This is a genomic window from Thermodesulfobacteriota bacterium (genome assembly GCA_040758155.1).
GTDB lineage: Bacteria > Desulfobacterota > Deferrimicrobia > Deferrimicrobiales > Deferrimicrobiaceae > UBA2219.
Genome location: JBFLWB010000052.1, coordinates 1 through 16847, shown reverse-complemented (window position 1 = coordinate 16847; position 16847 = coordinate 1). Strand labels below are relative to the sequence as shown.

The window sequence follows — 16847 nt, the reverse complement described above, 5'->3', positions numbered from 1 at the left end:
CGGCCGCGGCGCTGCGCCCGCGGCGCGCCCCGCTGCGGCTGCCCCTGCCGAGGCGCCCGCGCCGAGGACGCTCCAGGTCGGCGAGAACGCCTTCGTCATCACCCGCGCGGGCGACCGCTCCGTGGAAGTTACGCTTTCCCCTCCCGGCATCGGGAAGCTCGAGATCGAGGTCGTGCTCGACAAGGGCGTCGTCAACGCGAACATCACCGCCGCGGACCCCGCGGGGCGCGATGCGATCGAGCGGAGCCTCCCGCAGATCCTCGAAACGCTGGCCCGCGACGGGCTGGCCGTCGGGGGATTCACGGTATCGCTGAAGCGGGACGGGGGACGGGACGGCGACGCGCCGTCCGGCAAGGCCGCGGCGTCCTCTCAGAAGAACGACGATGCCCGGGGCGCGGCGGCCGCGCCCGTCCGGGCCGCCGCACGGCCCGCCGGTCTTGTAGACCTATTCGTTTGAGGAAGGAGAAGCCATGAGCGTATCCGGATTGAACGGCGTGAGCGGCGTGACGGATTCCACCGCCACGACCTCCACGAAGAAGACCGTCGGACAGGACGAGTTCCTGATGCTCTTCGTCACGCAGCTCCGGTTCCAGGACCCGCTGAGCCCGCTGGACAGCAGCGAGTTCACGTCGCAGATGGCGCAGTTCAGCTCCCTCGAGCAGCTCACGCAGATCAACGACGGCGTCGCGGTCCTCGCCGCCTCCCAGAACTCGCTCCAGAACGCCTACCTCACCGGCCTGATCGGCAGGAAGGTCGGCTACGAGGCGGGCTCGGAGGACGGCGTCCCGAAGACGGCGACCGGGACGGTGACCGGCGTTTCCTACGATTCGGACGCGACCTATCTCGTCGTCGACGGGAAGACGAAGGTCGCTCTCGGCGATATCAAGTCGATCCAGTAAACCACCGGACCTTTTCCAGGGAGGAAAGAAAATGCTTACTTCGCTCCAGACGGCCGTCAGCGGGATGAACGCCAGCGGGACCGAGCTCTCCGTCATCGCGGACAACATCGCGAACATGAACACCGTGGGGTACAAGAAGTCCAACGTGTCCTTCGGCGACGTCCTCAGCGCCTCCGTCACGGGCGTGGCGGGCGCCGCCCAGGTGGGGCGCGGCGTGTACGTCCAGGAGGTGTCCCCCCTCTTCACGCAGGGGTCGCTGGAGACCTCCGAGAACTCCCTCGACATGGCGATCGACGGCGACGGCTTCTTCGTCGTGAGCGAGAACGGCGCGAACTATTACACCCGCGCCGGCAGCTTCTCCATCGACCAGGACGGCTACATCGTGACTCCCGCCGACCTGCGGCTCCAGGGATACGTGGCCGACGCGGTGGGCAACCTCACCGGCACGATCGGCGACCTCCGGCTGATCGCCACGCAGAGCCCGGCGAACCCGACCGGCGACGCGGCGATCTCCGTGAATCTCGACGGCAGGGCTGCCGTCCAGACGTCCGCCTTCACCCTCGACGAGAACGGCGACGGCATCGCGGACGACCCCGCGAACTACAACTCTTCCACCACGCTCACGATGTACGATTCGCAGGGCGGGCCGCACCAGGTCACCCTCTACTACGCCAAGACCGCAGCCAACACCTGGCAGGCCCATTACGTGTACGGGGACCCGGCGAACGCGGGCGAGCTGATCGAGGCGAACGACGGCGCGGCGACGCCGGCCGCGGTGGTCACCACGCTGGCCTTCGATACGGCCGGGAACCTGACTTCGGCCACGAGCACGAATCCCCAGTTCGATTTCGGCGGCGGCGTGACCCAGAACCAGGTCATCGACTTCGACCACACGGCGTCGATGCAGTACTCCTCCGAATTCGCGGTGCTGGCCATCGACCAGGACGGCTACGCGTCGGGCGCCCTCGAGAGCCTCACCATTTCCGGCGCCGGCGAGATGACCGGCATCTTCACGAACGGGCAGACGCGCCTCATCGGGCAGATCGCGCTGGCCAAGTTCAACGCTCCCACCGAGCTCGTGAAGCTCGGCGGGAACCTCTACGGGGAATCGACGGATTCCGGCCAGCCGGTCGTCAGCGCCCCCGGCACCTCGGGGCTGGGCGACATCGCCTCCAACACCCTCGAGCTCAGCAACGTCGACCTGGCGCAGGAATTCGTCAACATGATCTCCGCGCAGAGGGGATTCCAGGCGAACTCGCGGATCATCACCACGACGGACGAGCTGCTGGCGGAAGTGGTCAACCTCAAGAGGTAACGGAGGGTCAACCGTTTGACCCGGGCCGGGGCTCCGTCGGGACCCCGGCCCGGGGCGCCGCTCATAACCCAATGAAAAACAACAAGAACCATCGATGCCTCCACACCGGCACGCTAAATGCAGTTAACCGGTCCGTGCGATTCCGCGCGGCGGTGACGGAGGCCGGGATGGGACGGAGCAGGCAAAAGACCGACGACACGGCCTCGATGCGGCGCACCGTGGAGCGGCTGGTCCGCGCGAACCGGGACCTCGGGTGGCTCCTGCGGTTCGGGGAAACGCTTCACGCGCACGGCGATCCGGATGCAATGTTCCAGGGACTCGGGCAGGAGCTCGGCTTCCTCGCCCCGCTGTCGTCGCTCGAGCTCGTGACGCTGTCCGAGGGGCCCGTCGTCCGCATCGCCTACGGGAGCGTGTCGAAGACGACGGAGCGGAGCGACGCCTCGGCCGTGGCGAGGGAATGGTCGGAAACGCTCGCCTCCCGGTACCGCATCCGCGCGCAGGAAGGGGAATTCCGGATCCGGCGGATCGCGTGCCTGCCGGCCGCCGACGGCCGGAGTTCCGCCGCGCCCGAAGCGCGCCGTAAGGAAGCGCCGCTGTGCCACGGCGGGCAGCTGCTGGGGGTCCTCGCGGTCGGGCTCCGGGCCGGCCCGGGGAACGGCAGCCGGATCGACGCGCTGGTCGAATCGGTGGCCGGGCAGGTCGGCCTGTTCCTCCACAAGCACGCGGAACGGGAGAAGATCCGGTTCCTGGCCAATCACGACGCGCTGACGGGGCTTTTGAACCAGCTCTCCTTCCGGAACATCTTCGAGCGCGAGTTCGAGCGGCAGCGGCGGCACGAGCGGAACCTGTCGCTGCTCTTCGTCGACATCGACAATTTCAAGAGGATCAACGACTCCTACGGGCACCAGGTCGGCGACCGGGTCCTGCGGGATGTCGGGAGGATCCTGTCGGCGAACCTTCGGAAGATCGACTACGTGTTCCGGTACGGCGGCGACGAGTTCGTCGTCCTGATGACCGAGACCGATTCCCAGCGCGCCGCCATGCTGGCGCAGCGCGTCCGCGCCGCGGTCAAGCGGGATACCTGCGGGATCTGCCCGTCCGGCGCCCCTGTCACGATCAGCGTGGGCGTGGCCGACTGCAGCGCGCTTTCCCGCATCGAGCGCGAAGAGCTCCTGTTCCGCGCGGACGAGGCCCTTTACCAGGCCAAGAGCGCCGGGCGCGACCGGGTCCGCGTGGCAGAGCCGCACGTCGACTGCGCGGTCGGGGTCAACTGAACGGCGCCGCTCCCTTCAAAAATCCGCCCCGCAAGTCATTTCTTTGACCGAAACGCCCCGTCCCGCTCCCTTTCTATTCGAAATTCCTGAGGAAATCCTATGATCGGCAGATGGCACGGTCCTTGATTGTCCCGTGAATAACAGGGAGGTGAGGCGCGATGGCCGAAGAGAAACCGGAAACGAAGCCCGCGGAAGCGGAAGAGGCGGGAAAGGAAGAGAAGGGCGGAGAGCCGGCGGCGAAAGGCGGAAAGAAGTCGAAGCTCCTCCTGATCGTCGCCCCCATCGCCGCGGTCGCCCTTGCGGCGGGAGGGTACTTCGGGTACACGCTGCTTTCGCAGGGGAAGGGAAAGGGCGCGCCCGCGAAGGCGGAGGCCGCGAAGCAGGACGGCAAGGTCGTGCTCTTCTCCGTCGACCCGTTCGTCGTCAACCTGTCCGAGCCCGGCCGGTACCTCAAGGTGACGATGCAGTTCGAGCTCGCGGGCGGAGTGGAGGAGAAGGCCGTCGTCGAGAAGGTCCCCATCCTCCGGGACGCCGTCATCACCCTCATCGGCAACCAGGCCTACGACTACGTCGCCAGCACCGAGGGGAAGATCCAGCTCAAGGACGAGATCCTCCTCCGGACCAACCGCCTTTTCGGGAAAGAGGTTTTCCGGAACCTCTACTTCACCGACTTCGTGATGCAATGACGAACGAGATCCTCTCTCAAGACGAGATAGATTCCCTATTAAAGGGAGTCCAGAGCGGCGACATCGGGACCGGCGGCGACGCCGAGGCCCCCGACGGCACGCAGGCCTTCAACTTCCGCAGCCACGAGCGGATCATCCGCGGCCGGATGCCCGGCCTCGAGATCGCGAACGAGCGGTTCGCGCGGACCTTCCGCAACTCCATCACGACGATCCTGCGGCGGTTCGTGGACGTCAACGTCCACGGCGTCACGCTGATGAAGTTCGGCGACTTCATGAAGACGCTGCCGCTTCCCTCGAACATCAACCTGTTCCGGATGAAGCCGCTCAAGGGGCTCTCGCTCTTCATCATCGAGGCCCCGATGGTGTTCGCCTTCGTCGAGTGCTTCTTCGGCGGCTCGACGGTGCAGTACGTCAAGGCGGAAGGGCGGTACTTCACGGCGATCGAGCAGAAGATCATCCGCAAGATCATGGAGAGCGCCTTCGCGGACATGGCCGCCTCGTGGGCCGGGATCACCCACTTCGAGCCGGAGTACGTGGGGAACGAGATCAACCCCCAGTTCGTGACGATCGTCCAGCCGGCCGAGATCGTCATCAAGGTGCAGCTCAACGTCGAGCTCGAGAACTTCACCGGGAAGATCTACTTCTGCATCCCGTACTCGGTGGTGGAGCCGCTGAAGGAGAAGCTCTGCTCCGGCTTCCAGGCGGAGCGGTTCGAGGTCGACGAGCGCTGGCTCGCGGACATGAAGGAGAAGCTCCTGGAGACGCGCGTCCACCTGACCGGCGAGATCGGCAGGGTCGAGCTTTCGATCGGCGACATCATGGCGCTCAAGACGGGGAGCGTGATCAGCCTCGGCATCCACAAGGAGGACCCGCTCCTGGTCAAGGTCGAGGATGTTCCCAAGTACCGCGGCCTCCCCGGCTGCCGCAAGGGGAACCAGGCCATCAAGATCACCGAGACCCTCTGAAGAAAGGAAGGCCGTAGATGGAAGAAGAAAACGTAGTGGCGGCGCAGGCGGCGCAGGCGGCGGAGGCGCTGTCGGCGGAGGAGGCGGCGCAGATGGCGGCCTTCGCCGAGGTGCTCGACGAGGGGAAGCAGAAGGGGCCCCGGGAAATCGAGTTCCTGCTCGACATCCCGCTGGTCGTCTCGGTCGAGATCGGGCGGACGCGGATGCTCATCAAGGACCTCCTCCAGCTCGGGCAGGGCTCGGTCATCGAGTTCGAGAAGCTCGTCGGAGAGCCGATGGAGGTGCTGGTCAACGAGAAGCTGATCGCCCGGGGAGAGGTCGTGGTCGTCAACGAGAAGTTCGGCGTCCGGCTGACCGACATCAGCAGCCCGGCGGAGAGGCTCAAGCATCTCAAATGACCGACCTCCTGCTGCAGACCGGAGCCGCCCTCGCGTTCGTGCTCCTGCTGATCGGGGCCGCGGCGTGGGCCTGGAAAAAGAAGAAGCCGGCGATCCCGGGGCTGCTCGGCCTCGTCGCGTACCAGCCGTTCGGGCCGCGCCGCGGCGTCGCGGCGGTCCGGGTGGGGCGCGAGGTCCTGATCCTCGGCGTCACGAACACCGACCTCAGGCTGCTGCGGGTGCTCGACGCCTCCGGGATCGAGGACGGCTCCGCGGCCGCGTCCGCCGACCGGGTGGCGCGCCTGCGGAAGATCAAGGACCGGCTCGATGGATAGCGCGCTGCGCATGGACAACCCCGTCCTGACGGTGTTCCTCGTCGTCAGCTTCCTGTCGCTTCTGCCGGCGATCCTGGTGATGTTCACGTCCTTCACGCGGATCGTGGTGGTGCTCTCGTTCCTGCGGCAGGCCATCGGCAGCCAGCAGATCCCGCCGAACCCCGTCGTCATCGGCCTCTCGCTCTTCCTCACCCTGTTCGTGATGTACCCGACCGTGGACGCGGTTCAGCGCGACGCGGTCACGCCGTACCTCGAGAAGCGGATCACGCTGACCGAGGCGCTGAAGAGCGCCGAGCCGCCCGTGAAGTCCTTCATGCTCCGGCAGACGCGGGAGAAGGACATCGCCCTCTTCCTGAAGTTGGGGAAGGAGACCCCCCCCGCGGCTCCGAAGGACCTCCCGATGCGGGTGCTCGTCCCCGCCTTCGCGATCAGCGAGCTGAAAAGCGCCTTCCAGATCGGGTTCCTCCTGTTCCTTCCGTTCCTGATCATCGACATGGTGGTGGCCAGCGTCCTGCTGTCGATGGGCATGATGATGCTGCCGCCGGTCATGGTGTCGCTGCCCTTCAAGCTGCTCCTGTTCGTCCTCGTGGACGGATGGAACCTCATCGTCGGATCGATCGTGCGGAGCTTCCAATGACCCCGGAATTCGTCAGGGAGATCGCGGGCGACGCGATCCGGACGTTCCTGCTGGCCGCCGCGCCCGTGCTCCTGGTGAGCCTCGCGGTCGGCTTCTTCATCAGCCTGCTCCAGGCGGTGACGCAGATCCAGGACTTCACGCTCACCTTCGTCCCGAAGATCCTGGCCGTCTTCGCGTGCCTGTTCCTGTTCCTGCCGTGGATGGCGTCGGTGCTCATCGGGTTCACGACCCGGATCATCGAGAACATCCCGATGTACGTGAGGTAGGGCATGCCCGCCGCCGCGGCCATCTCCGGGTTCTTTCCCGGCTTCCTCCTGGTCCTGCTCCGGTCGAGCGTGTTCCTTGCGTTCCTTCCGGTCCTCGGGAGCAAAAACCTGCCGGGCAGGTTCCGGATCGGGCTGGCGGTCGCGATCGCCGCGCTGCTCGCGCCCGTGGTGGACCTCCGCCCGGCGGAGGACGGCGCCGCGGTCCTCGTCGTGCGGGAGGTCGTCTTCGGGATGGTCCTCGGGCTGGCCGTGCGCTCCGTCTTCTTCGGGGTGGAGATCGCGGGGCAGATGGTCAGCGACGCCATGGGGCTCTCCATCGCGACCGTCTTCAATCCCGAGATCGGACAGTCGACCGAGATCGCCCGGCTGCTGGCCATCGTCGCCACGCTCCTGTTCCTGGTGACGGACGCGCACCACGAGCTCATCGCGATCTTCGTCCGCAGCTACGACCTGGTCCCGCCCGGCGGGGGGGACGTCCGCGCGCTCGCCGGGGAGGCGGTCGCGATCGTGGGGCGGCTCTTCCTCTTCGCCGTCAAGCTGGCCGCCCCGGTCCTCGTCGGGATGGTGACGCTGCACATCCTGCTCGGCTTCCTCTCCAAGGCGACACCGCAGATCAACATCTTCTTCATCGGGTTCCCGCTGTACATCGCCGTCGGGTTCCTCATCCTCCTGCTGGCGCTGCCGGCGTACGTCGCCGTGATCGGCGGGTCGTTCGCGGAGCTGCGCGCGGAGATGGGGCGCGTCCTGGCGGCGGGGGGGAGGTAGCGGATGTCGGACCGGCACGACCGCACAGAGAAGGCGACCGGGCGGCGGCGGCAGAAGGCGCTCGAGCAGGGGCAGGTCGCCCGCAGCCGCGAGCTGGTCTCGATGGCCTCGACCGGCGGGATCATCCTGGCGATCGCGTTCTGGGGAGGGGGCGCGACGGCGCACCTTTCGGGGATGATGCGGCGGCTGCTGTCGCTGCAGTACGGAACGGAGCCCTTCGGCGCGATGCGCGCCGCCGGGGCCGAGACGCTGGCCCTCCTCCTCCCGTTCCTCCTGGCCGGGGCCGCCTTCGCGGTCGCCGGCAGCGTCGCGCAGGGAGGCATCGTCCCGAAGCCCTTCGAGCTGAAGTTCTCCCAGCTCAACCCCGCGGCGGGGCTGAAGCGGATCTTCTCCGCCCAGGGGCTCGCGGAGTTCGGGAAGAACCTCCTCAAGTTCGGCGCGGGGGCGTACGTCGCGTACCTCGTGATCCGGAAGGAGATCGCCGACCTGCCGAGGCTGCTGCGGCTCGACTTCGCCGAAATCCTCGCGATTTCCGGCGCGACGGTCCTCAAGGCGCTCCTGACGGGCTTCTCCCTCTTCCTCGTCATCGGGCTCCTGGACTACCTCCTCCAGCGGTGGCGCCACGAGAAGTCGCTGATGATGACCAAGACGGAGGTGAAGGAGGAGTTCAAGGAGCTCGAGGGGAACCCCATGGTCAAGTCGCGGATCCGGAGCCTGATGCGGGACCTGATGCGCCGCCGGATGATGAGCGAGGTCCCGAAGGCGACCGTGGTCATCACCAACCCGACGCACCTCGCCGTCGCCCTCCGGTACGACGGGAAAAGCATGTCCGCGCCGAAGATCGTCGCGAAGGGCGCGGGGTTCGTCGCGGAAAGGATCCGCGAGATCGCGCGCCGCCACGGAGTCCCGATCGTCGAGGACAAGCCGCTGGCGCGCAGCCTCTACAAGGTCGACCTCAACGCCTGCGTGCCGGAAGAGCTCTACCGCGCGGTCGCGAAGATCCTCGCCCTGATCTTCACCCGGAACCGGAGGGCCGTATGAACGCGCTCGAATACCTCCAGAAGCGCGGCGAGGCCATGGTCGCCCTGGGCGTGGTCGTCCTGCTGGGCGTCATGCTCGTCCCGCTCCCGACCTTCCTCCTCGACGTCTTCCTGGCCGTGTCCATCGCCCTGGCCGTGGTCATCATGGTGATCGCGGTGAACCTCCAGCGGCCGCTCGACTTCTCCGTCTTCCCGTCCCTCCTGCTGATGACGACCCTGTACCGCCTGTCGCTGAACGTCGCGTCGACCAAGCTCATTCTCCTGAAGGGATCCGAGGGGCCGTCCGCGGCGGGGCACGTGATCCAGGCGTTCGGCAGCTTCGTCGTCGGCGGGAACTACGTCGTGGGCTTCGTCGTGTTCCTCATCATCGTGGTGGTCAACTTCGTCGTCATCACGAAGGGCGCCGGCCGGATCGCCGAGGTCGCCGCGCGGTTCACCCTCGACGCGATGCCCGGCAAGCAGATGGCGATCGACGCCGACCTGAACGCGGGGATGATCAACGAGGCCGAGGCCCGCAGGCGGCGCCAGGAGGTCGGCCGGGAGTCCGACTTCTACGGCGCCATGGACGGCGCGAGCAAGTTCGTCCGCGGCGACGCCGTCGCGGGCATCGCGATCACGGGCATCAACATCGTCGGCGGCTTCGTCATCGGCGTGTTCCAGATGGGGATGCCGGCGGCCGAGGCGGCCCGGACCTTCACGGTTTTGACGATCGGCGAGGGGCTGGTCGCCCAGATCCCGGCGCTTCTCATCTCGACGGCGGCGGGCATCGTGGTCACGCGGACGGGATCGTCCAGCGACATGGGGCGCGACATCGCCACGCAGGTCCTCCTGAACCCGAAGGCGCTGGCGACCTCGGGCGGGATCCTGGGCGTCCTGGGGGTCATCCCGGGCCTCCCGCACGTGCCGCTGCTCCTGATGGCGGCCGCGCTCGGCGGCATCGCGTTCGTCCTCCACCGGGAAACCGCGGCCCCGGAGGAGGCGCCCGCGACGCCGGCCAAGGAGGAGCCGCGCATCGAGTCCTTCATCGAGGTCAACGCCCTCGCCCTGGAGATCGGCTACGGCCTCATCCCGCTGGTCGACGAGTCCGGCGGGGAGCTCCTCCAGAAGGTCCGGTCGATGCGCCGCCAGGTGGCCAAGGAGATGGGCTTCGTCGTCCCCTCCATCCACATCAAGGACAACCTGTCGCTTCGGCCGCACGAGTACAGCTTCATCATCCGGGGGATCGAGGTCGCCCGCGGGGAAGTGATGATGGGGTACCGGCTCGCGGTCGCTCCGGACGGCAGGACCCCGTCCGGCGGCATTCCGACCAAGGAACCGGCGTTCGGCCTCCCGGCCTGCTGGATCGAGGAGCGCAACGTCGAGAAGGCGCAGCTCGAGGGGCACATGGTCGTCGACCCGGCGACCGTCATCGTGACGCACCTCACGGAGATCATCCGTCGCCACAGCTGGGAGATCCTGACGCGCGCGGAGGTCCAGAGCCTGCTCGACAGCATCGCCAAGGTCTACCCGCGGATCGTCGACGAGCTCATCCCGACGCACATGACCCTGGGCGGCGTACAGCGGGTGCTCCAGAACCTCCTCCGGGAGCGCGTCCCGGTGAACGACATCGTCACGATCCTCGAGACGCTCCTCGACATCGCGCCGACGACCAAGGACATCGACCTGATGACGGAGCACGTTCGCCAGGGGCTCTCCCGGTACATCACCCGGCAGTTCGCCGCCCCCGACGGCGTCATCTCGGTCATCTCCCTCGACCCGCGCTTCGAGAGCGCCCTCACCCGGGCGATGGGGGGAGAGCCGATGAGCCCCGACGTCGTGAGCCGGCTCCTGCGGGGGATCGAGGGGTGCCTCGAGGGGGTCAAGGCGAAGGGGGCGCAGCCCGTGATCCTCTGCTCCCTGCAGGTGCGCCGGTTCCTGCGCAGGCTGCTCGAGAAGTTCGCCCCGTCCATCCCGGTCCTTTCCAGCGCCGAGGTATCCGCCTCCGCGCGAATCTCCACCGTGGGAATGGTGAAGTATGAAAATTAAGACGTTCCACGCAAAGTCGTTCCGCGAGGCGCTCGCCCAGGTGAAGAAGGAAATGGGCGAGGACGCCGTGATCCTGTCCACCGAGGAGAAGAAGGGGCTGCCGCCGTCCGTGCGGGTGGAGGCGGCCGTCGACTACGACGCCGCGGAGGCTCCGCCTCTCCGGCGGCTCGTTTTCCCTGCGGCGGAAGACGCCCCGGTCCCGCCGGCGGCCGCGGAGCCTCTCCCCGCAAGCGGGGAGATCGTCGATCTCCGGCGGGCGCTGACGGAGGTCCGGGCCGAGGTCGGGACGATCCGGGAATACCTGGAGACGGCGCGGGCCGAGGCGGCCGACGCAACGATGTCTCCCGGCCGGCGGGACGTCCTGCGCTTCCTCCGCGGGCGCGGCGTGCGCGAGGAGCACGCGCGGACCCTCTGCGGGAAGGCGGACAGCCTGAAGGAGATCCCCCGGGCGATGCTCGACGGGGTGCGGGTGCGGGAGGGCGGCCCGGAAAGCGGCAAGGTCGTCATGCTCATCGGCCCCACCGGCGTCGGGAAGACCACGACGGTCGCGAAGCTGGCCGCGGAGGCGACCCGGGTCGGGAAGCGGGCCGCCGTCGTCAGTCTCGACAGCTACCGGATCGGGGCGATCGAGCAGATCCGGATCTACGCGAAGCTGATGGGAATCCCGCTCGAGATCGCGCCGGACGCGGGCCGGGTCAAGGCGTGCGTCGCGCGCCACTCCGACAAGGACGTCGTCTTCATCGACACGACCGGGCGCAACCCCATGGGCGGGAAATTCCTTTCCGAGCTTTCGCCGATCTACGAGGCGGGCGTCCCCGTCGAGACCCACCTGCTCATCAGCGCGACCTGCGACTACGACTTCCTCGAGCAGGCCTGGAAAGCGTACTCGCGCCTTCCGGTGGACTGCGTCGGCATCACCAAGGTCGACGAGGCCGTCCGGTACGGGGCGCTCTACAACGTGGCCGCCCTGTGCGGGAAGCCGATCGCCTACCTGACGACCGGCCAGACGGTGCCCGGCGACATCTCCTTCCCGAGCCGGAGGAAGGTGCTCGAGATGGTGCTCACGGAGAACCCGGCGGAACCGGAGTTGGCGGCCTGCGCGCAGGCCTGAATCGGATACGGGGAGGCGACATGCGGAACAGGAAATCGGTCCGGACCATCACGATCGCCAGCGGAAAGGGAGGGGTCGGCAAGACGAACGTCGTCGCGAACCTGGCGATCGCCCTCCGGAAGATGGGGAAGGAGGTCCTGATCCTGGACGCCGACCTGGGCTTGAGCAACGTGGACATCCTGCTCCAGCTCGCGCCGCGCTACAACATCCAGCACGTCATCCGCGGCGAGAAGCGGCTGCGGGACGTCATCATCGAAGGACCCCACGGGATCAAGGTGCTCCCGGCCTCGTCCGGGGTGCAGGAGCTGACCCACCTCGACGCGTTCCAGAGGATGCGCCTCCTCGAGGAGTTCGAGGAGTACGACGGCGACATCGACGTCCTCCTCATCGACACCTCCGCCGGGATCTCCGAGAACGTCGCCTTCTTCTGCATCGCGTCCCGGGAGATCGTCATCGTCACCTCGCCGGAGCCCACCGCCCTGACGGATGCGTACGCGCTCATCAAGGTGCTCTTCACCCGCTACCAGGAGAAGGAATTCGGCATCCTCGTCAACTCCGCGCGCAATCCCGCGGACGCGAAGGAGGTCTTCCGGAAGCTGGCGGTGGCGGCCGGCCGGTTCCTGAACGTCTCCCTCGATTACCTCGGCTACCTGCCGTACGACAAGTCCGTCCACGAGGCGGTCCGGGCGCAGCGGCCGTTCGTCGACATGTACCCCGACGCGGCGGCTTCCCTGGCGCTCGGGGAGCTCGCGTCCCGGTTCGCGGAGCCGGCGCGGGAGGACGCGAAGGGCGGACTGCAGTTCTTCATGGGAAATCTCTTCCAGATGACGGGGGAAGCCAGATGAAATCAGCGACCTGCGACGACTTCGGCGAAGCGGATCGGAAGGAAGGCATCATCCGGGAATTCCTGCCGTTCATCCGGTACACCGCCCGCCGTCTCGGCTGGCGGCTGCCCGCCGGGATGTCGGAGGACGACCTCGTCAGCGCGGGCGTGGTCGGGCTCCTCGACGCCCTCAAGCGGTTCCGGGAGGGGACGGTGAAGCTCAAGACCTACGCCGAGCACCGCATCAAGGGCGCGATGCTCGACGAGCTGCGGGCGGCCGACACCCTTCCGAGGAACGTCCGGGACCGGGTGAACGCCATGAAGAGCGCCCACACCCGGCTCGAGCACCTCCTCGGGCGCTTTCCGGAGGACTTCGAGGTGGCCGCGGCGCTCGGCGTGACGCTCGAGGAGTACCACAAGATCCTGCGGGAGAACGGGTCGGCCCTCCACTTGCGCTACGAGGACTTCACCGGGCGCGGCGGCGACGACGGCCCGGACGGCCTCCTGGAGAGCATCCCGGACTCGGAGGGGAGGGATCCCCTGTCGCTCCTCGAGAAGTCGACCATGAAGGAGCTCCTGGCCGGAGTGATCCGGGAGATCCCGGAGAAGGAAAGGCTCGTCCTTTCGCTCTATTACTGGGACGAGCTGACGATGAAGGAGATCGGGAAGGTGCTCGGCCTGACGGAAGGGAGGGTCTCCCAGCTCCACGGGCAGGCGCTGCTGCGATGCAAATCCCGTTTCGGGGAGTGCCGGGTGGGAGCATGAACGAAGATTCCTTAAGAATTCCCGTTTTCCACCGATAAGGAGAACTATGAAAAGCGGACAGATCTCCTCGAGAGTGCTGAAAAACCTCAAGAGTCCCGACGTTTCGAAGCGGAGGGGCGCCGCGGAGGCTCTCGCCGGCGGGGACGAGCGGGCGGTCTACCCGCTGATCCAGGCGCTGCGGGACGCCCACCCGGGGGTCCAGGACGCGGCGACGCGCTCCCTGATCTCCATCGGGGGGGAGGTCACGGCCTGGATGGTCCTGCCGCTGCTCCGGGAGCAGGCGTTCTTCCGGAACACCGCGATGGTCATCCTGAAGGAGATCGGCGAACCCGCCGTTCAGCACCTTCCCCCGCTGCTCCAGGACAAGGACGACGACGTCCGGAAGTTCGCGATCGAGCTGCTCGCGGACGCCGGGGCGAGGGACCAGGCGCCCGCGCTGATGATGCGGCTCGCCTCCGATACCAATCCCAACGTCCGCGGCGCCGCCGCCAAGGCGCTCGGGACGCTCGGGTGCAGGGAGGCGCTGCCGCTGCTCATCGCGGGGCTGAAGGACATCGAGTGGGTGCGGTTCACCGTTCTCGAGGCGCTGAGCCTGCTGGGGGACGAGGAGGTCGTGGAGCCGATCCTCGGCCTGCTTTCCGACCCGTCGCCGGCCACCCGCCGCTCCGCGATCGAGACGCTGGGGGCGATCGGCTCCCGGCGGGCAAGCGACGCCCTCCTGGCCCACCTGGGGAAGGCCGACCGGAACGACCGGGAAATCGCGCTCGTGAGCCTGCTCCGGATCGGAGTCCCGCTTCCCGGGGACGGCTACCCCGACGACCTGCTGGGGATCTTCCTCGACGAGGACGCGGAGTGGGAGGACCGGCTCGTCGCGCTGGGAGGCCTCGTCGCGGTCGCCGGGCGCGATATTCTTCTGAAGATCTACGACAAGGCGGGATCGCTCGACGGCACGCGGCCGGACGAGGAGGAGCTCCTCCGCTCCATCAAGGAGCTGCTGCTCCGCTGCGGGCGCCCGGAAGAGCTGCCTCCCCTCCTGATCGATCCGTCGCTGCGGTTCCGCGGGAAGACGATCCTGGCGGAGGTCGTGGGGGAGCTCGGAGTCCGGGAAGCCGTGCCGGGCCTGGTCTCCCGCCTGCAGGACGACGTGCGGGACGTCCGCCGGGCCGCGGCCTGCGCCCTCGGGCGGATCGGGGACGAAAGCGCCCTCGACGGCCTCATCGGCGCGCTCAACGACTCGGACGGGCACGTGCGCAAGGCGGTCGTGGCCGCCCTCGGCGCCCTGGGGAAACGGGAGGCGTTCCGGCCGCTGCTGGTGCTGCTGCGGAAGGAGCCGTACCCCGACGTCGCGGAGGAAACCGTGCGGGCGCTGTCCGCCCTCGACCCGAACGGGCTGTCCGATGCCGCCGCCTCCTTCACGGGGCGGGAGCGGGAGATCTACGACAATTTCCTGCGCGGCGCGCTCGGCCCGCCGGACACGGCGGAGGAACCCGCCGACGAGTTGTGGAAATGAACCAGGCCGCGTATTCGCTCCAGGACGGCACCTTCCGCGACCTGCGGGACTACATCTACGCCCAGACCGGCATCTTCGTGCCGGACAGCAAGAAGTACTTTCTGGAGAACCGGCTCTCGCGCCGGATCCAGGAGAACAAGCTTTCCGGGTTCGACGAGTATCTGCCGTTCCTCCGCTCCAACGGAAACGGGGAGCTCAAGGTCCTCTTCGGCGCGGTCACCACGAACGAAACGTACTTCTTCCGGGAGCCGCAGCAGTTCGACGTCTTCACGAAGCACGTCCTGCCGCGGGTCCTCGACCGGAAGCGGAACAAGGAGATCCGGGTGTGGTCCGCCGCCTGCTCATCGGGCGAGGAGCCGTACACCGTCGCCGCGATCCTCAAGGAGACCGCCCCGACGGTCCGCGCGGACATCATCGGCTCGGACATCAGCGAAGGGGTGCTGCAGTCGGCCCGGAGGGGGATCTACTCCTCCTACGCCGTCCGCATCGTGCCGCCCTACTACCAGCAGAAGTATTTCCGGAGCGCGGGGGAGACGTACGAGTTCGACGCGTCGCTGCGAAACACGGTGAAGTTCATGAACATCAATCTCATCGACGAGAAGTCGGTCCGGGCGGTCCGCGACGCGGACGTGATCTTCTGCCGGAACGTCCTGATCTACTTCGACGACCGCTCGAAACGGAAGGCGGTGTCCCTACTGTACGACGCCCTCGCTCCGAACGGGTTCCTCATGGTCGGGACCTCCGAGAGCCTGCACAACGTCACGCGGGCGCTCCAGCCGACGGTCATCGACAGGGTAGTCCTCTACCAGAAGGCGGGATCATGAAAATACTCATCGTTGACGACGACAAGACCACGCGGAAGCTCCTGAGCCTCTACCTGAAGGGAAGCGGCTTCGAGGTCGTGACCGCCGAGAACGGCCTGAACGCCCTCGAGAAGCTGGGCTCCGAGACGTTCCAGCTCGTCCTGACCGACCTGAACATGCCGTACATGGACGGGATCGAGTTCCTCAAGGCGATGAAGTCGAATCCCGGCACGTCCCGCATACCGGCCCTGATGCTGACGACGGAAACCGACGAGGAAGAGAAGGAGCGGGCCATCACCGCCGGAGCCGACGGGTACCTTACCAAGCCGGCGACGGCCGAGGTCGTGGCGGCGAAGATCCGGCAGATGGTCAGCGAGATTTTCCAGAAGGGAGGGAAGCAGCATGGCGACTCTTGATTACAAGGAAAAGATCCTCGTCGTCGACGACTTCGTGACGATGCGACGGATCGTGAAGAACCTTCTCAAGCAGCTCGGCTACGAGAACATCACCGAGGCGGAGGACGGCGAGCAGGCATACGCGAAGCTCAAGGGAGGGGGGTTCGGGTTCGTGGTCTCCGACTGGAACATGCCGAACCTCGACGGCCTGGGGCTGGTGCAGAAGGTCCGCAGCGACCCCGAGCTGAAGAGCCTGCCGTTCCTGATGGTCACGGCCGAGGCGGAGAAGGAGAAGGTGATCGAGGCCATCAAGGCGGGAGTGAGCAACTACGTCGTGAAGCCGTTCACGGCGGAGATCCTGAAGGAGAAGATCGAGAAGATCTTCGCGAAGCTTTAATTCCGGAGAGGGCGCCATGAGCGACGACATGCAGGAAATCATCACCGACTTCGTGACCGAGGCGGAGGAGTCGCTGGACCGGATCGACCCCCTGTTCGTCGAGCTGGAGACGAACGGGGAGGACAAGGAGATCCTCAACGACATCTTCCGCTGCGTGCATACGCTGAAGGGAGCGGCAGGGTTTTTGGGCTTCCAGCCCGTGGTGGACGTGGCGCACACGTCGGAGAACATCCTGAAGCGGCTCCGGGAAGGCGAGATCGCGCTTTCGAAGCGGATCGTGGACGCGATCCTGCGGAGCGTCGACACGCTCCGGGTCCTCATCGGCCACGTCAAGCACGGGGAAGATCTGAACGAGAACATCGCCCCCCTCCTCGCGGAGCTGGACGCCGCTCTCGCGGAGGCATCGGGCGCCCCCGGGAGCGTCGAGCCCTGCGCCGAAACGGCCCCCGCGGCGTCCCC

The 16847-nt window shown here is 67.2% G+C and carries 21 protein-coding genes; all 21 read left to right on the top strand.

Translation table 11 applies throughout. From position 1 onward, the window contains the following. A partial coding sequence (locus AB1346_03400) for a flagellar hook-length control protein FliK (GenBank protein MEW6719475.1) occupies nucleotides 1-457 on the top strand: 457 nt, incomplete at its 5' end. Nucleotides 458-470: 13 nt separating this feature from the next. Then, nucleotides 471-899 (top strand): flagellar hook capping FlgD N-terminal domain-containing protein, encoded by a 429-nt coding sequence (locus tag AB1346_03395; GenBank protein ID MEW6719474.1) that lies wholly within the window; start codon nucleotides 471-473, stop codon nucleotides 897-899. A gap of 31 nt (nucleotides 900-930) precedes the next feature. Continuing rightward, nucleotides 931-2214 (top strand): flagellar hook protein FlgE, encoded by a 1284-nt coding sequence (locus AB1346_03390; GenBank protein MEW6719473.1) that lies wholly within the window; start codon nucleotides 931-933, stop codon nucleotides 2212-2214. Between the two features lie 167 nt (nucleotides 2215-2381). Next, the gene (locus AB1346_03385) at nucleotides 2382-3488 is read left to right on the top strand and encodes a GGDEF domain-containing protein (protein ID MEW6719472.1); all 1107 of its coding nucleotides are present in this window, start codon (nucleotides 2382-2384) and stop codon (nucleotides 3486-3488) included. Between the two features lie 158 nt (nucleotides 3489-3646). After that, nucleotides 3647-4174 (top strand): flagellar basal body-associated FliL family protein, encoded by a 528-nt coding sequence (locus tag AB1346_03380; protein MEW6719471.1) that lies wholly within the window; start codon nucleotides 3647-3649, stop codon nucleotides 4172-4174. Then, the gene (fliM, locus tag AB1346_03375; GenBank protein MEW6719470.1) at nucleotides 4171-5139 is read left to right on the top strand and encodes a flagellar motor switch protein FliM; all 969 of its coding nucleotides are present in this window, start codon (nucleotides 4171-4173) and stop codon (nucleotides 5137-5139) included. The genes AB1346_03380 and fliM overlap by 4 nt, the downstream gene beginning before the upstream one ends. A gap of 17 nt (nucleotides 5140-5156) precedes the next feature. Then, on the top strand, nucleotides 5157-5537 hold the full coding sequence (fliN, locus tag AB1346_03370; GenBank protein MEW6719469.1) for a flagellar motor switch protein FliN: 381 nt from the start codon (nucleotides 5157-5159) through the stop codon (nucleotides 5535-5537). Beyond that, on the top strand, nucleotides 5534-5851 hold the full coding sequence (locus AB1346_03365) for a flagellar biosynthetic protein FliO (GenBank protein MEW6719468.1): 318 nt from the start codon (nucleotides 5534-5536) through the stop codon (nucleotides 5849-5851). The genes fliN and AB1346_03365 overlap by 4 nt, the downstream gene beginning before the upstream one ends. Then, complete coding sequence (gene fliP, locus AB1346_03360) at nucleotides 5844-6488, top strand: flagellar type III secretion system pore protein FliP (protein ID MEW6719467.1); 645 nt, start codon at nucleotides 5844-5846, stop codon at nucleotides 6486-6488. The genes AB1346_03365 and fliP overlap by 8 nt, the downstream gene beginning before the upstream one ends. Continuing rightward, nucleotides 6485-6754: a flagellar biosynthesis protein FliQ gene (gene fliQ / locus AB1346_03355; GenBank protein MEW6719466.1), complete on the top strand. Its 270-nt coding sequence runs from the start codon at nucleotides 6485-6487 to the stop codon at nucleotides 6752-6754. Before fliP ends, fliQ begins: the two co-directional genes overlap by 4 nt. 3 nt (nucleotides 6755-6757) lie before the next feature. Then, the gene (fliR, locus tag AB1346_03350; GenBank protein ID MEW6719465.1) at nucleotides 6758-7519 is read left to right on the top strand and encodes a flagellar biosynthetic protein FliR; all 762 of its coding nucleotides are present in this window, start codon (nucleotides 6758-6760) and stop codon (nucleotides 7517-7519) included. 3 nt (nucleotides 7520-7522) lie between these two features. Continuing rightward, nucleotides 7523-8560, top strand: a complete 1038-nt coding sequence (flhB, locus tag AB1346_03345) for a flagellar biosynthesis protein FlhB (GenBank protein ID MEW6719464.1) — start codon at nucleotides 7523-7525, stop codon at nucleotides 8558-8560. Further along, on the top strand, nucleotides 8557-10584 hold the full coding sequence (gene flhA, locus AB1346_03340) for a flagellar biosynthesis protein FlhA (GenBank protein MEW6719463.1): 2028 nt from the start codon (nucleotides 8557-8559) through the stop codon (nucleotides 10582-10584). Before flhB ends, flhA begins: the two co-directional genes overlap by 4 nt. Beyond that, a complete protein-coding gene (gene flhF / locus AB1346_03335) occupies nucleotides 10574-11695 on the top strand; it encodes a flagellar biosynthesis protein FlhF (protein ID MEW6719462.1) in 1122 nt (373 codons plus the stop codon). The genes flhA and flhF overlap by 11 nt, the downstream gene beginning before the upstream one ends. A 20-nt stretch (nucleotides 11696-11715) precedes the next feature. Beyond that, nucleotides 11716-12540, top strand: a complete 825-nt coding sequence (locus AB1346_03330; protein MEW6719461.1) for a MinD/ParA family protein — start codon at nucleotides 11716-11718, stop codon at nucleotides 12538-12540. Continuing rightward, nucleotides 12537-13283 carry a FliA/WhiG family RNA polymerase sigma factor gene (locus AB1346_03325; GenBank protein MEW6719460.1) on the top strand — a complete coding sequence of 249 codons (747 nt, stop codon included), beginning with the start codon at nucleotides 12537-12539 and terminating at the stop codon, nucleotides 13281-13283. Before AB1346_03330 ends, AB1346_03325 begins: the two co-directional genes overlap by 4 nt. Nucleotides 13284-13329: 46 nt before the next feature. Next, entirely contained in the window at nucleotides 13330-14793 is a 1464-nt protein-coding gene (locus AB1346_03320; protein ID MEW6719459.1) for a HEAT repeat domain-containing protein, read from the top strand. Then, nucleotides 14790-15617 (top strand): protein-glutamate O-methyltransferase CheR, encoded by an 828-nt coding sequence (locus AB1346_03315; GenBank protein ID MEW6719458.1) that lies wholly within the window; start codon nucleotides 14790-14792, stop codon nucleotides 15615-15617. Before AB1346_03320 ends, AB1346_03315 begins: the two co-directional genes overlap by 4 nt. Continuing rightward, complete coding sequence (locus AB1346_03310) at nucleotides 15614-16012, top strand: response regulator (protein ID MEW6719457.1); 399 nt, start codon at nucleotides 15614-15616, stop codon at nucleotides 16010-16012. Before AB1346_03315 ends, AB1346_03310 begins: the two co-directional genes overlap by 4 nt. After that, a complete protein-coding gene (locus tag AB1346_03305; protein MEW6719456.1) occupies nucleotides 15999-16388 on the top strand; it encodes a chemotaxis response regulator CheY in 390 nt (129 codons plus the stop codon). Before AB1346_03310 ends, AB1346_03305 begins: the two co-directional genes overlap by 14 nt. Before the next feature lie 16 nt (nucleotides 16389-16404). Beyond that, nucleotides 16405-16847 (top strand): Hpt domain-containing protein (locus AB1346_03300; protein MEW6719455.1); only part of this gene is annotated, 443 nt, incomplete at its 3' end.

What these genes read in the sequence shown, in the direction of transcription:
- AB1346_03395 (MEW6719474.1), top strand. Translation starts at nt 471, where the DNA reads ATGAGCGTATCCGGATTGAACGGCGTGAGCGGCGTGACGGATTCCACC.
- AB1346_03390 (MEW6719473.1), top strand. Translation starts at nt 931, where the DNA reads ATGCTTACTTCGCTCCAGACGGCCGTCAGCGGGATGAACGCCAGCGGG.
- AB1346_03385 (MEW6719472.1), top strand. Translation starts at nt 2,382, where the DNA reads ATGGGACGGAGCAGGCAAAAGACCGACGACACGGCCTCGATGCGGCGC.
- AB1346_03380 (MEW6719471.1), top strand. Translation starts at nt 3,647, where the DNA reads ATGGCCGAAGAGAAACCGGAAACGAAGCCCGCGGAAGCGGAAGAGGCG.
- fliM (MEW6719470.1), top strand. Translation starts at nt 4,171, where the DNA reads ATGACGAACGAGATCCTCTCTCAAGACGAGATAGATTCCCTATTAAAG.
- fliN (MEW6719469.1), top strand. Translation starts at nt 5,157, where the DNA reads ATGGAAGAAGAAAACGTAGTGGCGGCGCAGGCGGCGCAGGCGGCGGAG.
- AB1346_03365 (MEW6719468.1), top strand. Translation starts at nt 5,534, where the DNA reads ATGACCGACCTCCTGCTGCAGACCGGAGCCGCCCTCGCGTTCGTGCTC.
- fliP (MEW6719467.1), top strand. Translation starts at nt 5,844, where the DNA reads ATGGATAGCGCGCTGCGCATGGACAACCCCGTCCTGACGGTGTTCCTC.
- fliQ (MEW6719466.1), top strand. Translation starts at nt 6,485, where the DNA reads ATGACCCCGGAATTCGTCAGGGAGATCGCGGGCGACGCGATCCGGACG.
- fliR (MEW6719465.1), top strand. Translation starts at nt 6,758, where the DNA reads ATGCCCGCCGCCGCGGCCATCTCCGGGTTCTTTCCCGGCTTCCTCCTG.
- flhB (MEW6719464.1), top strand. Translation starts at nt 7,523, where the DNA reads ATGTCGGACCGGCACGACCGCACAGAGAAGGCGACCGGGCGGCGGCGG.
- flhA (MEW6719463.1), top strand. Translation starts at nt 8,557, where the DNA reads ATGAACGCGCTCGAATACCTCCAGAAGCGCGGCGAGGCCATGGTCGCC.
- flhF (MEW6719462.1), top strand. Translation starts at nt 10,574, where the DNA reads ATGAAAATTAAGACGTTCCACGCAAAGTCGTTCCGCGAGGCGCTCGCC.
- AB1346_03330 (MEW6719461.1), top strand. Translation starts at nt 11,716, where the DNA reads ATGCGGAACAGGAAATCGGTCCGGACCATCACGATCGCCAGCGGAAAG.
- AB1346_03325 (MEW6719460.1), top strand. Translation starts at nt 12,537, where the DNA reads ATGAAATCAGCGACCTGCGACGACTTCGGCGAAGCGGATCGGAAGGAA.
- AB1346_03320 (MEW6719459.1), top strand. Translation starts at nt 13,330, where the DNA reads ATGAAAAGCGGACAGATCTCCTCGAGAGTGCTGAAAAACCTCAAGAGT.
- AB1346_03315 (MEW6719458.1), top strand. Translation starts at nt 14,790, where the DNA reads ATGAACCAGGCCGCGTATTCGCTCCAGGACGGCACCTTCCGCGACCTG.
- AB1346_03310 (MEW6719457.1), top strand. Translation starts at nt 15,614, where the DNA reads ATGAAAATACTCATCGTTGACGACGACAAGACCACGCGGAAGCTCCTG.
- AB1346_03305 (MEW6719456.1), top strand. Translation starts at nt 15,999, where the DNA reads ATGGCGACTCTTGATTACAAGGAAAAGATCCTCGTCGTCGACGACTTC.